Below are 16,238 nucleotides of genomic sequence, written 5' to 3'. Positions count from 1 at the left end.
ACGGGCGGTTTATCTTTATTGTAAAAGCGCTTCTAACAGCGCATAACCATCGTTTGGCACAGCTCGAACCGGAACTCCAAGTGCACGCTCTACCTCTTCCACCGTCATGTCATCTAAAAAAATCGGATTCTCATGTTGAAGCATAGCTTCAGAAATCAGCACCTCTTCGCCCAGCTTCCTGTCTTGCAGCTGCTGCACCAAATCACCGCCAGTAATCAATCCTGTTACTGTAATATTTTCCCCAAAAAAGCGATTTTCAACAGGTACAACATCAATTTTATTTCCTTCCAGCATTCCAATCAGATGCTCTATGAATTTGCAAGCGATCTTCCCGGTTGCCACAGTTTTACTTTTTGCCGGCAACCGACTTTTGGTTTCTTTCAGCGCCTGGCAGTATTCATATTCCAAAGAAGCACAAAGGCCAACCCCGTTTTCTATCTGAGGAAAATCCTCATAAGCTTCATATTCCGGCAGGGGCATTTGAGCCATAATGTAAAACTCATCCCCCAGATACACCAGCCTGGTTCCCCGCTCCTTTAAAAATTTTTCCTGCCATAACGTCACCTGCTCAATCACATCCCGAGCGGAACTGCGATCAAACCGCTTCAGGTCTGCAAGCCCTTCCCGATGGTCGGAAAGCCCTACCGGTACAATCGAAACACTTTCCATACAATCTCCCAAACTTCCCAAATCTCCAATGGTTTTATCAAGAGCTGCACCATCATTAACACCGGGGCACAGTACAATTTGAGCATTAAGATTAATGCCTCCGTCCACAAAACGCCGTAAATATGAAAGCACCTCTCCTGCCCGGCGGTTGTGCAGCATATACTCCCGAAGCTGGGGGTCAGTCGTATGCACCGAAACATTCAGCCGTGGCAGATGATACCTTAGGATCCTTTCTACGTCCGCATCCTTCATATTCGTCATACTAACATAGTTTCCCTGCAGAAATGACAGCCTATAGTCATCATCTTTAAAATAACAAGTTTGTCTCATATTACGCGGAAGCTGATCAATAAAACAAAAAATACATTTATTATGACAAGATTTGGGGGCATCGATCAAAAGTGTCGAAAATTCCATACCCAAAGGCAGATAATCTTCATTAAAAATCCGTACGGTTCTATTTTCCAGTTTCACCTCGGCCTCTTCCTGGCAGGAAGCATACATATAATCCAAATAATCCACAATAGGAATGCCGTTAATCTCCAGCACAGTTTCACCGGTCTTTATTCCAGACTTTTCCGCTGGGCTCCCCATTACAATCCCTGTTATTTTTGCTGCCATTTTGTTCAACCTCTTTCAAAGACAAGTTTCCAAAGTTAGTATACCATACTTTTCCTATCCATACAAGCAAAAAAATTGCGGGTTTTGTCTACAAACCCGCAATTTCATAAATATTAAATATCCCGTTTCTGATAAATACTGCAAGCAATTCGAAATCCTGCCCATTGGCACAACGCTCCCAAAAGTAAAAATACACCGATAAGCAATCCGCTGTTCGGCAGCCTGCCGCCAATCAATCCTCCAGCGGTTCCTACGCCAATCACCACTCCAGCAAAAATCATGGCACTAATCAAGGCAGCCATGATCCGTCCACGGTTACTTCCATATTTATAGGATATGGGAATGGAAATGAGGTTCATAACAGAAACGCAAAGGAAAGACAGCGCAATCCCCAACGGCTCCGGCACAGGATATAGTATCGCATCAAGAAGTGCCAAATTTATCCATGCCAATACCGCATAAACAAGAATCCCTATCAGAAAAAACAGGTCAGCTAACAAGAACTTTTCCGCAATGACCGCAGACCTTCGTAAGGGTAAAATTCCCAAAAAATTGTCAATTCGGTTTTTCTCATCATACTGGATCGATCCTATAGCCGCAATATATACTGCCAGAGTAATAGTCAACACATAAGCTCCCTGACCCATAAAGGATTGAAAACTGATGCCGAACAACACCAGGTAGGCCAATGCCCAAACCATGGTTTTACGATAGGATAGCCAGTCTTTTTTTAACAGATTAATCACGCTCATGTTCAATCCCCCTGACATAATAAGTCATTATTTGCTCAATATTTGGTCTCTCCGGTGCAAAATCCCTGTACTGCAAAAACCTTTCTTTTTTTACCAGCGCCTCAAACCCGAATTGGTTCTGCTTCCAGCCCACCAAAAACTCCCGGCTGATTTTAGCTAATTCCTCCGTGCCGCCGCGTATGACGGCATGCGCCTCTAAAAGCTCATCTTTGGGTTGCTGAAATACAATCCTTCCCTGTTCAATCAAAACAATATAGTCTGCCACTTTGTCTAAATCTGAAGTAATATGGGTTGAAAATAACACCGTCTTTTTTTCATCCTGGATTAATTCCATAAACAAATCCAATATTTCCTCCCGAATTATGGGATCAAGTCCCGATGTGGGTTCATCCAATAAAAACAGCTCCGCTTCATGAGAAAGCGCCACCGCCAATGCCAACTTTACCCGCATTCCCCGCGAAAGCTCTGACACCTTCTTATCCATGGATACACCAAACTTTTCTGCTAAGACCCCAAAGATATCATCTCTCCATCTGCTGTAAAATAAACGGATAATCTGGATCAACCGTGCCACAGGAATATCCTCAATAAAACCGTCTTCACTAAGCACAGCGCCAATCCGATTTTTAATCTCCTGCTCATGCCGGCGGTTATCCATGCCCAAGACCTGGATCTTTCCATCAAATTGTATCATATTTAAAACCGCCTTTAAGGTAGTGGTCTTTCCCGCTCCATTCCGTCCCACAAAACCGGTAATATACCCCTGCGGAATAGACAGGTTCAAATTCTCTATTGCAAACTCTTTATATACCTTAGTAAGACCGGTAATACGAACCGCCGCATCTGTTAACATATCAAATTCCTCCTTGCTAATATCCATCTATTCCTCATAATCCTCGTACAAAAACCGCAGAATCTCTTCTACTTCATCCCGCGAGACATGCATATCTCGCGCCGTCTTCAACGCCCCAGATAACGCATCCTCAACCTTTTTCAAACGGATTTCCTTTAATACCTCCTGATTCTGTGGAGCCACGTAGGACCCTTTCCCCTGAGCACTGACAATCATGCCTTCTTCTTCTAGCATTTCATAAGCCTTTTTGGTAGTAATCACGCTGATTTTCAATTCCTTCGCCAGAGCGCGAATGGATGGCAAAGCAGTGCCTTCCAGTAGTTCACCACAAAGCACCGCATTTTTGATTTGCATAGCAATCTGTTGATAAATCGGCTGTTCCGATTGATATGATATTACAATTTTCAAGCCATCCCTTCTTTCTGTCTAACTGTATATATATGATATATACAGTATATACTATATATTACACTTTGTCAATAGGAAAAATATATTAAGAATATTTTTAATTCATTGAAAATTTAATAAAAAAGCTGTAATAGCACAAATTCTTTTTATACAACGAAAGGCATGTATCCATTAAAAACGAATACATGCCTCAGACTGTCAAAAAAGTCGTTATACCGCAAGCGTAATAAAAAATAAAGTACCTTTCTTTTTCATCAAAACTTAAACTTCGGCAAAAAAATGACGCCGGATTCATCGAGAAACCGGCGTCATTGCTTGCTTTTTCCGCAATCGCTCTCTACCGTACTTTTGTACGCCGACGAAAGCGATTACGAAAAATCTCACTTCCTTTTTCAACATCTATCAGCGTGTCGATACTTTATCGACACGCTGAGGCATGTATCCATTAAAAACGAATACATGCCTTTTTAGTAGTCTAAAAACTATTTTTAAAATTAAATGATATTTTCCGCTTCATGTTCTTCCAAATTCAGCGGTTCTGTAACATTTCCTCCGGCAGGATAAACTTCAATATTATTATACCGTGCCAAGCCTGTACCGGCAGGTACCAATTTACCAATAATAACATTTTCCTTTAAGCCTATCAAAGGATCCTTTTTACCTTTAATTGCAGCATCCGTAAGAACACGTGTTGTTTCCTGGAAAGAGGCCGCAGAAAGGAAGGATTCCGTAGCCAAGGCAGCTTTTGTGATTCCCATCAATACATCAGACACCTGCGCTGGCCGTTTTCCTTCTTCTTCCATTTTACGGTTAATATCTTCGATTTCATACATACTTACCAGCGAACCCGTCAGCAAATCTGTATCTCCTGCATCTTCCACTTTTACCTTATGCATCATCTGCCGCACAATGACTTCTATATGCTTATCATTGATATCAACACCCTGCAGACGATACACACGCTGCACTTCCTGGATAAAGTAGTTTTGTACTGCGGTTGCTCCCAGAATGCTCAAAATATCATGGGGATTAATAGAGCCTTCTGTCAACGGCTCCCCGGCAGAAATCTCCTGTTCCTCACGAACCTTAATCCTGGATCCAAAAGGAATCAAGTACGTAGCTGCCTCACCGGTTTCTTCGTTCATAACCGTGATTTCCCTCTTGTTATTTATTTCGCTGATTCTTACACGTCCACTGATTTCCGAAACAATAGCAACACCCTTCGGTTTCCGGGCTTCAAACAATTCTTCCACACGAGGTAGACCCTGCGTAATGTCATCACCTGCTACACCACCGGCATGGAAGGTACGCATCGTCAGCTGAGTACCCGGCTCACCAATGGACTGAGCCGCTATAATACCAACTGTTTCACCAACATCAACTGGTCTGCCCGAAGCAAGGTTATGACCATAACATTTGGCACAAACGCCAATCTTACTACGACATTTTACTACCGAGCGGATTTTCACTTCTTCAATGCCTGCATCTACAATCTTCCTGGTTTGCTCTGCTGTCAGCATTTCATTTTCATGGGCAATAATTTCACCGGTTCTGGGATCAATGACATCATCAGTTACCGTTCTGCCTTCAAGACGGTCTGCCAACGGTTCAATAATTTCATTACCATCACGGATATCGCGCACCACAATACCATCGCGAGTTCCGCAATCTTCTTCACGCACAATCACGTCCTGAGATACATCTACCAAACGGCGTGTCAGATAACCGGAGTCTGCAGTACGCAGTGCGGTATCCGTCAAACCTTTACGGGCACCATGGGTAGAAATAAAGTATTCCAATACTGTCAGACCTTCACGGAAATTCGATTTAATCGGAATTTCTATTGTCCGGCCCGATGTATCCGCCATCAAGCCACGCATTGCAGCCAACTGCCGGATTTGGTTCACACTACCACGGGCTCCGGAATTTGCCATCATATAAATAGGATTCAACTGACTCAGGTTTGCCATCAATGCATCTGTTACTTTATTAGAAATTTCCGACCAAATACTAATGACATGACGATAACGTTCTTCATCTGTTAAAAGGCCGCGTCGATATTTGCGCATCACCTGATCAATGCGTTCCTCTGCCTCAGCCAAATATTCCTTTTTGGCTTCCGGTATCTGCATATCATCTACACAGACCGTAATAGCACCAATTGTGGAATACTTATAGCCCATGGCCTTAATATCATCCAAAAGCGTAGCTGTTTCAGTAATTCCATGAATTTTAATACTTGCATTGATGATCTTTCCAAGCAGCTTTTTATCCACACCTGGTTCAACATTATCATCAATCTTTGCTTTCACAGCAGGACGCTTAAGCACATTGTCCCCAATTTCTAAATCCAGCTCATGTTCTGGATCAGAACGGTCAACAAACCCCAAATCCTGCGGTATTTTTTCGTTAAAAATCAGACGTCCCACCGTAGCATCGATCAATCCTGTTTTTTCTACACCATTTATTTTCCGGGTCACTTCCACCCGAACCGGTGCGTGAAGGCCTACAGCTCCGTTATTGTAAGCCAAAACCGCTTCATTAAAGGAAGAAAAGACTTTTCCGCTCCCGATTTCACTATCATCTTTTAAGGTCAGATAATAACTCCCCAAAACCATATCCTGTGTAGGCACCGTAACTGGCTTTCCGTCCTGGGGTTTAATCAGGTTGTTTGCAGACAGCATCAGGAATCTGGCTTCTGCCTGTGCCTCTGCCGAAAGCGGCAGATGGACTGCCATTTGGTCACCATCAAAGTCTGCATTAAATGCAGTACATACCAACGGATGCAATTTTAAAGCTTTTCCTTCTACCAAAACCGGCTCAAATGCCTGGATTCCCAAACGGTGCAGCGTTGGTGCACGATTCAGCAAAACGGGGTGCTCAGAAATGACATCTTCCAGTACATCCCACACCTCAGGACGAACACGTTCTACCATTCTCTTCGCCGATTTAATATTATGCGCCAATCCGTCAGCTACCAATTTTTTCATAACAAAAGGCTTAAACAATTCCAGCGCCATCTTTTTAGGCAAACCACACTGATAAATCTTCAGTTCTGGTCCGACAACAATAACTGAACGTCCTGAATAATCGACACGTTTTCCCAACAGATTCTGACGGAAGCGGCCCTGCTTTCCTTTCAGCATATCCGAAAGGGATTTTAAAGGACGGTTTCCGGGGCCTGTTACAGGTCTACCACGGCGGCCATTGTCGATTAAAGCATCCACGGCTTCCTGAAGCATTCTCTTTTCATTTCTAACAATAATTTCAGGCGCACCTAAATCAAGCAACCTTTTTAACCGGTTATTTCGATTAATCACACGGCGGTATAAGTCGTTCAGGTCGGAAGTAGCAAATCTGCCGCCGTCTAACTGCACCATAGGCCGGATTTCCGGTGGAATAACAGGCAATACGGTTAGTACCATCCATTCCGGCTTATTACCGGACTTCCGAAACGCTTCTACTACTTCAAGGCGGCGGACAGTACGTATCTTTTTCTGTCCTTTTGCCCCTTCCAAATCACTCTTCAATTCCTGATATAATTCTTCAAGATCAATGCTGCGAAGCATTTCAAGGATTGCTTCTGCACCCATGCCAGCCCGAAACATATCCCCATACTTCTCATAATTTTCACGATATTCTTTTTCGGTCAAAATCTGATTTTTCATCAAAGAAGTCCTACCCGGATCAATCACCACATATGCCGCAAAGTACAGCACTTTCTCAAGGGCTCTCGGAGACATGTCAAGAATCAAGCCCATGCGGCTGGGGATTCCTTTAAAATACCAGATATGAGAAACCGGGACTGCCAATTCAATATGTCCCATCCGTTCCCGCCGAACCTTGGAACGCGTTACTTCTACGCCACAGCGGTCACAGACCACGCCTTTGTAACGAACACGTTTATATTTACCGCAGTGACATTCCCAGTCCTTTTGCGGCCCGAAAATTCTTTCACAGAACAAGCCGTCTTTTTCCGGCTTCAGCGTTCTATAATTAATGGTCTCAGGCTTCTTGACCTCGCCTCTGGACCATTCCCTGATTTTCTCAGGTGAAGCAAGCCCAATCTGGATCGCTTCAAAATTTTGATATTCGCTCATAACGACCATGCCTTTCCAACTCACAAATTTCGATCCGCTGTCTGCCGTGAGTTTGGCAGACAGCGCTTATTGCCATTTTACATGAAAACAGCATCAGAATAATACGTCGTCATCAAAATCATCATCAAAATCTTCTTCTTCGGCCATCAAATCCAGAGATTCCATATCATCTGTATCCATATAATCGCCTTTCATACGGTTTTCTCTGCTCTTTAAAATGGCATCCAGATTTTCGGGGACCTTGATCTCGTCATCCTCATCCTCATCTTCATCCTCATCCTCAACAGGTGAAACCTCACCTTCGTCCTCATCATCACCAAGAATATCAGAAACATCGCCAAGCAGATCGTCGTCAAAATCGCCCTCCGGTTCAGACAAAAACTCCTCATCCTCCATTCCGGCAATGTTAACCGGTAAATCCTCAGGCTCATCATCAATAGATTCCCGCAGAATAATTTCATTGTCATCCTTATCAAGAACCTTAATATCAAGTGCCAAACTCTGTAATTCTTTGACCAAAACCTTAAAGGATTCCGGCACACCGGGTTCGGGTACATTATCGCCCTTTACAATAGATTCATATGTCTTGACACGTCCCACAACATCATCTGATTTCACTGTCAAGATCTCCTGCAAAGTATATGCAGCACCATAAGCCTCCAGTGCCCACACTTCCATTTCACCGAAACGCTGACCACCGAACTGTGCTTTACCTCCCAACGGTTGCTGCGTAACCAAAGAATAAGGGCCTGTAGAACGCGCATGAATTTTATCATCAACCAAATGCGCAAGTTTTAAATAATGCATATAACCCACAGTAACAGGATTGTCGAAGGGTTCACCAGTACGGCCATCATAAAGAATGGTCTTGCCGTTACGGTTATATCCCGCCATTTCAAGCGCATCCATAATATCTTCTTCGGTTGCACCATCAAATACCGGAGTTGCTATCTTCCAGCCCAGCGCTTTTGCTGCATAGCCAAGATGCACTTCAAGCACCTGACCAATATTCATACGCGAAGGTACACCTAGTGGATTTAATACAATCTGAAGCGGTGTACCATCAGGCAGGAAAGGCATATCTTCTTCCGGCAAAATACGCGAAATAACGCCCTTATTACCATGGCGTCCCGCCATCTTATCACCAACAGATATTTTACGTTTCTGTGCAATATAACACCGTACAACCTGATTGACACCGGGCGGCAATTCGTCTCCGTTAGCACGGGTAAACACTTTTACATCAACAATAATGCCGTATTCGCCGTGAGGAACACGCAAAGATGTGTCCCGCACTTCTCTTGCCTTTTCACCGAAAATAGCGCGCAGTAACCGTTCTTCTGCCGTCAATTCCGTTTCACCCTTAGGCGTTACTTTACCAACGAGAATATCACCGCTCTCTACTTCCGCACCAACCCGGATAATACCACGTTCGTCCAGATCCCGCAACGCATCTTCCCCTACATTGGGAATATCACGGGTAATTTCTTCCGGACCTAACTTTGTATCCCGGGCTTCTACCTCATATTCCTCAATATGAATAGATGTAAAGACATCTTCCTTTACCAAAGTTTCATTAATTAAGATAGCATCCTCATAGTTATAACCTTCCCAGGTCATAAAACCAATTAGAATATTTCTTCCAAGGCCGATTTCTCCATTCTTAGTAGACGGTCCGTCAGCAATGATTTCCCCTTTTTCTACTCGGTCACCATAATTCACAATAGGTCGCTGGTTGATGCAAGTTCCCTGGTTGGAACGGGTAAATTTAATCAGCTTGTACCGGTCAAGGCCATGATTATCATTGCGTATCACAATTTCATCTGCTGAAACCTTTTCGACCACACCGGCTTCCTTTGCCAAGATACAAACACCAGAATCACGCGCCGCCTTATATTCCATACCAGTCCCTACAATTGGAGATTCCGGAACCAACAGCGGTACCGCCTGACGCTGCATGTTAGAACCCATCAAAGCACGGTTAGCATCATCGTTTTCCAAAAATGGAATCATCGCTGTTGCAATAGACATAACCTGACGGGGAGAAACATCCATATAATCTACCCGTTTCGGAGAAACTTCCAGGAATTCATCTTTATACCGTGTTACAATTTTCTTGTTAATAAAATGCCCTTCTTCATCCAGCGGTTCGGTCGCCTGCGCAACATAGAAACCTTCTTCGGCATCCGCCGTCATGTAGATCACATCATCAGTTACTGTATTGGTCTCTTTGTCTACCCGGCGATAAGGGGTTTCGATAAAACCATATTCATTCACCTTTGCAAAACCGCTGAGCGAGTTAATCAAACCAATGTTCGGACCTTCTGGTGTTTCGATCGGACACATACGTCCATAATGCGAATGATGCACATCACGTACTTCAAAGCCTGCGCGTTCACGTGACAAACCACCAGGGCCCAGAGCAGACAAACGCCGTTTATGTGTCAGCTCACCAAGCGGATTGATCTGATCCATAAACTGGGACAGCTGTGAAGAACAGAAAAACTCCTTGATGGCAGAAGTCACCGGACGAATATTAATTAAAGTCTGGGGTGTAATCACATCCAAATCCTGAATGGTCATCCGCTCACGGACTACACGTTCCATACGGGAAAGTCCAATACGGAACTGATTCTGCAGCAATTCACCCACACTGCGCAGACGACGGTTGCCCAAATGATCAATATCGTCTACACAACCAACACCATGTGCCAAATTGCCAATATAGGAAATAGAGGCAATAATATCATCAATCAAAATATGTCTGGGAATCAGCTCGTCCTTCCGTTCCCGCAAAGCATTTTTAAATTCATCAGAATTTACATCCGGGTACTGCTCTAAAATTTCATGCAGAACAATGCTCCGTACGGTTTCAGTAATGCCATAATCCCGCGGATTATAATCCACATAATTTTTCAAGTCAACCATGTTGTTGGAAATAACCTTGGTACGGTTTCCATCTATATCAAGAACAATATCGTTTATTTCAGCCGCTTCCAAAGCCAAACCAATTTCTTTGGTGATTACATCGCCTTCTGCAACAATAACCTCGCCCGTTTTGGGGTCAGCAACAGTCTGTCCCGAAACAAAGCCTACTACTCTATCAAGCAGACGCAGTTTCTTATTAAATTTATACCGGCCCACCCTCGCAAGGTCATACCGCTTCGGATCAAAAAACAAATTTGTAATCAGCGATTGTGCACTGTCCACCGTAGGCGGCTCACCAGGACGCAACTTTCTGTAAACCTCAAGTAAGCCCTCTTCTTCCGTAGAGGTAGTATCCTTTTCCATAGTGGCCAAAAGCCGTGTATCTTCTCCGAACAGTTCTGTAATTTGTGCATCTGTTCCAAATCCTAGCGCACGGATCAGCACAGTCACCGGAATTTTCCGATTTCTGTCAATACGAACATAATAAATATCATTGCTATCTGTTTCATATTCTAGCCATGCACCGCGGTTAGGAATCACCTGAGAAGAATACAGCTTCTTCCCGACTTTATCAAACTCCTGTGTATAATACACACTTGGTGCACGAACCAACTGAGAAACAATAACACGCTCTGCACCGTTGATAATAAAAGTACCTGACGGCGTCATCAGAGGGAAATCTCCCATAAAGATTTCCTGTTCCTTTACCTCTCCGGTTTCTTTGTTGATCAGCCGCACTTTGACGCGCAGGGGCGCCGCGTACGTCGCATCCCGTTCTTTGCATTCCTCGATATCGTATTTGGTGGTATTTTCCAACCGATAATCAATGAATTCCAGAATCAGGTTTCCTGTATAGTCTGTAATGGGCGATACGTCATGAAAGACCTCTTTAAGTCCTTCGTTCAAAAACCAATCGTACGAGTTTTTCTGAATCTCGATCAAATTGGGCATTTCGAGAACCTCTCGGATCTTACCGTAACTCATACGGGTGTTTTTGCCTAACTTCACAGGATGTACCATAAAACCGATCACCTCGTTAAAAAATTTATTAAAAACCCGGCTGAAGCATAAAAGCCTGTTTTCTTCCAAAAAACGGCTGATTTGCACCGGGCGGTCCCTATCTTTTTGATGGATTTAAAAAGTCTTTTTGAAAAAAGTCTTGATAAATCCAAAAAAATGTGCTATACTACCCATTGTTGTGTTGTTTGGAACAAATCATATAAAAGAAATACGCAAAAAATCTCATTTTAAACAGATAATAATTATATCATGTGCCGTTAAGGTTGTCAAGGGATTTTTATGCCATAAATTTGTCTGAAAAAAAATTATTTTCCGGCACATTTTTAGGCGGATTGTGTATCTTGACTTACAATTTGCAGTTTACCGCTCAGCACAGCTGAAATTACGGCAGAAGGGAATGACTTGATGAGTTTAAAAAAGCCGCATTTTATAAGTTTAAAAACCAATTTCATAATTAAGTTCACAGCGGCGCTTACGGCGCTTTTTGTTTTTTCTGCGCCATTTTGTACCTATGCTGATGTACTAGGCACGCTAACCTCGCAGCAAGCAACGCAGTTTGCTCAAGGCACTGTGTTTTACACCTCTACCTTTGAAGACGCCAGCGTAGGACAGCAAACAGAACATTATGTTGCCTACACTCCAAACAGTGATGTAGTTCCGATTTTGACCAACGGTGCATCCATTTACGGGAAACGCACGCTAACGCAAGCCAATAGTTATTTAAACGATTATGGGATTTACAGTGCTATGGGAATGAACGCAGATTTCTTTTCTTTCCAAACCGGTGTGCCTATGAGCAATGTTGTAATCGACGGCCGGATTGTTTCAAAAGATTCTGACTGGCGGCCCGCCATCGGCTTTCGGGAAGACGGCAGTGCTTTCATGGGCATGCTTCCCATAGCGACAACGATAACGACAGAAGCAGGTTCTGCCACAATTGAGTGCATCAATAAATACCGCCAACCCTATGCATTATACTTATATACCAAAGATTTTGCAGACAATACCCACGCACCTGGAACGGGTATCAATGTGGTTTTGGGTTCTCTCAGCGGAGATATCACATTAAATAGCAGTATTACAGCCGTGGTGGAGGCGATTAGTGAAGACGATGGCTCGGTTCCCATTCCGGATGACAAGCTGATTCTCAGCGTCGACAGTTCAGCATCACAGGAACTCAAAGACCGGCTTAATATTCTGCAACCAGGTATGACTGTTACGATCAACACTTCAGAAGCTACGGGAGATGCGCGTTGGAATACCGCAAAATACGCTTTAGGCTGCCTTGGTGGTAAACTAATTACCAACGGCCAACTGGATTATGAAGATGAAAGCGCTGCCCCTAGAAGCGCAATAGGTATTCGGGCAGACGGTACCGTTATTTTCTACACCATTGACGGCCGCCAGAGCGGATACAGCTACGGGGTTCGTAAAGAAACATTAGCACGACGGCTACTGGAATTGGGGTGCGTGGAAGCGATGAACTTGGACGGCGGCGGCTCGACCTCCATTGGTGGTGTTTTACCAGGCACCACAGACTTTACCATAATGAACTCTCCTTCCGATGGCGGATTGCGAAGCTGTGCGAATTTCTTTTTCCTGAAAAAAAATAATGCCCCATCCGGCATTCCTTATGTTCTGAATCTGTCTGACTGGGGCAAACCCGTATTGTCCGGTTCCTCCATCCAGCTTCGGATTGAAAGCGCCTATGACAGTTCTTACGGTCCCGCCCAGGTACCTTCTGATGCAGTTTTTTATCTTGAGCAAGATGCCATGACTCCATCACCCGACGGAGTTGGCACCGGGGTTTACGAAAACGGCTATGTGACTGTCCGCGGCAACGGGGATGTATATGTTGCAGCCAAAAGCGGTGATGCCTATGGCAGTACCATGCTTCGTGCAGTCGCCACTCCAGACGAAATTAAAATTTATAATGCCTCTACCGGCGAAGAAGTTCAGGAGTTGGTCATGAATCCCGGCGATACGATTGCACTTTCAGCCACTGCTTATTGGGGTGGGCAGGCTATGGTTGTAGATAACAGCAGTTTTACCTGGCGTGTCGTCAGCAATGATGATAGTGTAGGCAACATTACAGATGATGGATTTTTCACCACCTCTGATCAAAATGGCGCTTCTGGCATTGTGGCAGTCAATGCAGGCTTGTGCACACGCGAAATTCCAGTCAGAATTCGCGAAACCGGAGAAATGCCGCCTCCGGAATACTATCCATTGATTCAGGGTGAAATAGGAGAAAACAGTTTTACCGCACGTCTGACAAGCCAAAATGGTACAATTTCTGCGAATGAAATTCATCTTACCATAGACGGCACACCAGCAACATATCAATATGATGCAACTTCCGGCATTTTAACCTATCTGTATCCTGAAAATTTTGATGAAAACTATCATCGAATCACCCTCATCGTTACGGATACAGCAGGCGCAAGTGCACTCGCTGCTTTCGACTTGGGTAATGTCAGCCAAAATAAAAATAAATTTCCCGATACGGTCGGGCACTGGGCTGATTCCTATATCAGCTACATGGCAGAACATCAAGTAGTCAACGGCAGTGATGACGGTATGTTTCACCCGAACAGCAGTATGACACGTACAGAATTTGCTATCATGCTCTGCAATTATCTCAAAATTAACCCCGAAGACTATGCAGATACCACCCTGCCTTTTATTGATGCAGGAGATATTCCATGGTGGGCTGTGAACTATGTCAAAGCCATATATTCACTGGGCATTATGCAAGGTCAATTAAACGACTACGGTGTAGCCTTCTGTCCAAACGATAATATTCAGAGACTGGAATATGCCATATCTGTGGAACGGCTGTTACCATCCGGTTTGGCTACAGCTCCTATCACTGCCACCGATGAAGCAGATATTCCATTTTGGGGAAAAGAAAGTATGAAAATTGCTACTGCACAAGGAATTTTAAATGGTTATCCAGATGGTACACTTCGTCCACGCCAAAGTGTAACTCGTGCCGAAGCAGTTAAAATTTTATTTACAATTTTTGGTGCAGGAAAATAATTACAGATATTGCACTATCTATTCTTGATAAATAGATCAAATTTTTTACTGTGAAATAAATTTTATAGCATTATCTGAAATAAAACAATTACTTCAATTAAGGAGCTATTTGACAATAGAAACAGCCGTTTCGGATTTTTTCCGATATGGCTGTTATTTTATGACAGATTCTTTCCATTCTAATTTTAAATATAAAAAAAGAACGGTTTCTTTACATCAAAACAACCGTTCCAACTGCTTAAAGTAAACAATATAGATGCCACATATTTTTCATCACTTGTTATTTATCACAGTGTTAGTTATAACGGATACCATTGTTCCAACACAAGAACCTACGGGAAAAGATATTAGAGCATAGATAATTGTATCAAATTCCTCCATTGGATATAATAATCCAAATGATATAAATTCACCACAACATACACAGACTATATAAAGCAGTAAATATGTACAAGAGCTAATAAATAGTATTAATATTAAAAATTTAATTCTTGTATATCTCAAAAGAAATATTGGTACAACAGTTGCAAGTATTCCACATAAAACATTTACTGTACAAAACGAAATTCCATTAATTATATCATTTATTTCTGATTTTCCAATATAGGATTCCCCACTTAAAATTATATAATGTAAAAAACAAGTAAATATAGTGAGTAACAAAAAACTTATACTACCCAATCGCAAACCTTGGGTAACTGTACTTTTCCATGTGGTTATTTTATTTTTCATATTCTCACCTCAATCAGATTATACTATAAATAAAAGTTTTCCACAAGAAGAATTTTTACATATAAAAAGAGACAAACATCATTATAACTATGTTATAAAAAATGTTTGTCTCTTTTGGTGGACCTTCAGGGACTCGAACCCCGGACCGACCGGTTATGAGCCGGTTGCTCTAACCAACTGAGCTAAAGGTCCAAATATATCTGTTAACATCACTTAAAAATATAGAGGGATTTATAATAACTATAAGCAACAGCATTTGCAGCTGTTGCTTATATCATTATGGTGACTCCGAGGGGAATTGAACCCCTGTTACCGCCGTGAAAGGGCGGTGTCTTAACCTCTTGACCACGGAGCCATGGCTCCTCCAGTTGGACTCGAACCAACGACCCTGCGGTTAACAGCCGCATGCTCTACCAACTGAGCTATAGAGGAATATAAAATTAATTTTTTGTTTAAGAGCAGAATAAACTGCTCTTAAACTAAGATCTGGCAGCGACATATGTTCCCGGGCGGTCGCCCGCCAAGTATTTTCAGCGCAGGGAAGCTTAACTACTGTGTTCGGAATGGGAACAGGTGTGACCTTCCCGCTATAGCCACCAGATAAGCGTAACCGCTTAACCAACTGCCGGGCAGACTCTGATAAAATGATTTACCATCATCGCCGAGCCGGTTTCTGCTTTATCACTTTTACTCTCTCGAGCGTAACCGCTTAACCAACTGCTGTGCTTTGAATTTAAATAAAGAGAAAAGCTTGAGTTCCTTACTCACTCTTTTGAGGTCAAGCCCTCGACCTATTAGTATCGGTCAGCTCAATGTGTTACCACACTTACACCTCCGACCTATCAACCACATAGTCTACGTGGGGTCTTACCTGTTTAAAACAGTGGGAAATCTTATCTTAGGGGGGACTTCACGCTTAGATGCCTTCAGCGTTTATTCCTTCCGTACTTAGCTACCCAGCCATGCCTTTGGCAAGACAACTGGTGCACCAGTGGTACGTCCATCCCGGTCCTCTCGTACTAAGGACAGCTCCCTTCAAATTTCCTGCGCCCGCGACAGATAGGGACCGAACTGTCTCGCGACGTTCTGAACCCAGCTCGCGTACCGCTTTAA

At 43.3% G+C, this 16,238-nt stretch carries 7 protein-coding genes, 3 tRNA genes and 2 rRNA genes; 1 reads left to right on the top strand and 11 read right to left on the bottom strand.

Going from position 1 to position 16,238, the window contains the following annotated elements:
• Nucleotides 1–15 precede the first annotated feature (15 nt).
• The 6 genes from INF28_RS08235 to rpoB all read right to left on the bottom strand — a co-directional run bounded on the left by INF28_RS08235 (nt 16) and on the right by rpoB (nt 11,351).
• Nucleotides 16–1,290, bottom strand: a complete 1,275-nt coding sequence (locus INF28_RS08235) for a DUF512 domain-containing protein (protein ID WP_226392989.1) — start codon at nt 1,288–1,290, stop codon at nt 16–18.
• Nucleotides 1,291–1,403: 113 nt separating this feature from the next.
• Nucleotides 1,404–2,042, bottom strand: coding sequence for an ABC-2 transporter permease (locus tag INF28_RS08230; RefSeq protein ID WP_226392988.1), 639 nt, complete (start codon nt 2,040–2,042; stop codon nt 1,404–1,406).
• The gene (locus tag INF28_RS08225) at nt 2,029–2,922 is read right to left on the bottom strand and encodes an ABC transporter ATP-binding protein (RefSeq protein ID WP_226392987.1); all 894 of its coding nucleotides are present in this window, start codon (nt 2,920–2,922) and stop codon (nt 2,029–2,031) included. Before INF28_RS08225 ends, INF28_RS08230 begins: the two co-directional genes overlap by 14 nt.
• A complete protein-coding gene (locus INF28_RS08220; protein WP_226392986.1) occupies nt 2,923–3,303 on the bottom strand; it encodes a GntR family transcriptional regulator in 381 nt (126 codons plus the stop codon).
• Nucleotides 3,304–3,797: 494 nt separating this feature from the next.
• Nucleotides 3,798–7,403: a DNA-directed RNA polymerase subunit beta' gene (gene rpoC, locus INF28_RS08215; protein ID WP_226393040.1), complete on the bottom strand. Its 3,606-nt coding sequence runs from the start codon at nt 7,401–7,403 to the stop codon at nt 3,798–3,800.
• Between the two features lie 93 nt (nt 7,404–7,496).
• On the bottom strand, nt 7,497–11,351 hold the full coding sequence (rpoB, locus tag INF28_RS08210; protein WP_226392985.1) for a DNA-directed RNA polymerase subunit beta: 3,855 nt from the start codon (nt 11,349–11,351) through the stop codon (nt 7,497–7,499).
• Between the two features lie 405 nt (nt 11,352–11,756).
• Here rpoB and INF28_RS08205 point away from each other — a divergent pair, with 405 nt between their 5' ends.
• The gene (locus INF28_RS08205) at nt 11,757–14,393 is read left to right on the top strand and encodes an S-layer homology domain-containing protein (RefSeq protein ID WP_226392984.1); all 2,637 of its coding nucleotides are present in this window, start codon (nt 11,757–11,759) and stop codon (nt 14,391–14,393) included.
• 847 nt (nt 14,394–15,240) lie between these two features.
• Here INF28_RS08205 and INF28_RS08200 read toward each other — a convergent pair.
• From INF28_RS08200 to INF28_RS08180, 5 genes are all read right to left on the bottom strand, one after another.
• Nucleotides 15,241–15,317, bottom strand: a tRNA-Ile gene (locus INF28_RS08200).
• Nucleotides 15,318–15,405: 88 nt separating this feature from the next.
• Nucleotides 15,406–15,480 (bottom strand) — tRNA-Glu (locus INF28_RS08195).
• 1 nt (nt 15,481) lies between these two features.
• Nucleotides 15,482–15,557, bottom strand: a tRNA-Asn gene (locus INF28_RS08190).
• 52 nt (nt 15,558–15,609) lie between these two features.
• Nucleotides 15,610–15,726, bottom strand: a 5S ribosomal RNA gene (rrf, locus tag INF28_RS08185).
• Nucleotides 15,727–15,899: 173 nt separating this feature from the next.
• Nucleotides 15,900–16,238, bottom strand: a 23S ribosomal RNA gene (locus INF28_RS08180); the annotation flags it as partial.

Source organism: Ructibacterium gallinarum (genome assembly GCF_014982785.1).
Classification (GTDB): Bacteria; Bacillota; Clostridia; order Monoglobales; family Monoglobaceae; genus Ructibacterium; species Ructibacterium gallinarum.
This window is presented reverse-complemented; position numbering and strand designations above follow the sequence as displayed.

Bases quoted from the DNA above. Each gene is read 5' to 3' on its own strand.
- INF28_RS08235 (WP_226392989.1), bottom strand. From the start codon at position 1,290: ATGGCAGCAAAAATAACAGGGATTGTAATGGGGAGCCCAGCGGAAAAG.
- INF28_RS08230 (WP_226392988.1), bottom strand. From the start codon at position 2,042: ATGAGCGTGATTAATCTGTTAAAAAAAGACTGGCTATCCTATCGTAAA.
- INF28_RS08225 (WP_226392987.1), bottom strand. From the start codon at position 2,922: ATGGATATTAGCAAGGAGGAATTTGATATGTTAACAGATGCGGCGGTT.
- rpoC (WP_226393040.1), bottom strand. From the start codon at position 7,403: ATGAGCGAATATCAAAATTTTGAAGCGATCCAGATTGGGCTTGCTTCA.
- rpoB (WP_226392985.1), bottom strand. From the start codon at position 11,351: ATGGTACATCCTGTGAAGTTAGGCAAAAACACCCGTATGAGTTACGGT.
- INF28_RS08205 (WP_226392984.1), top strand. From the start codon at position 11,757: ATGAGTTTAAAAAAGCCGCATTTTATAAGTTTAAAAACCAATTTCATA.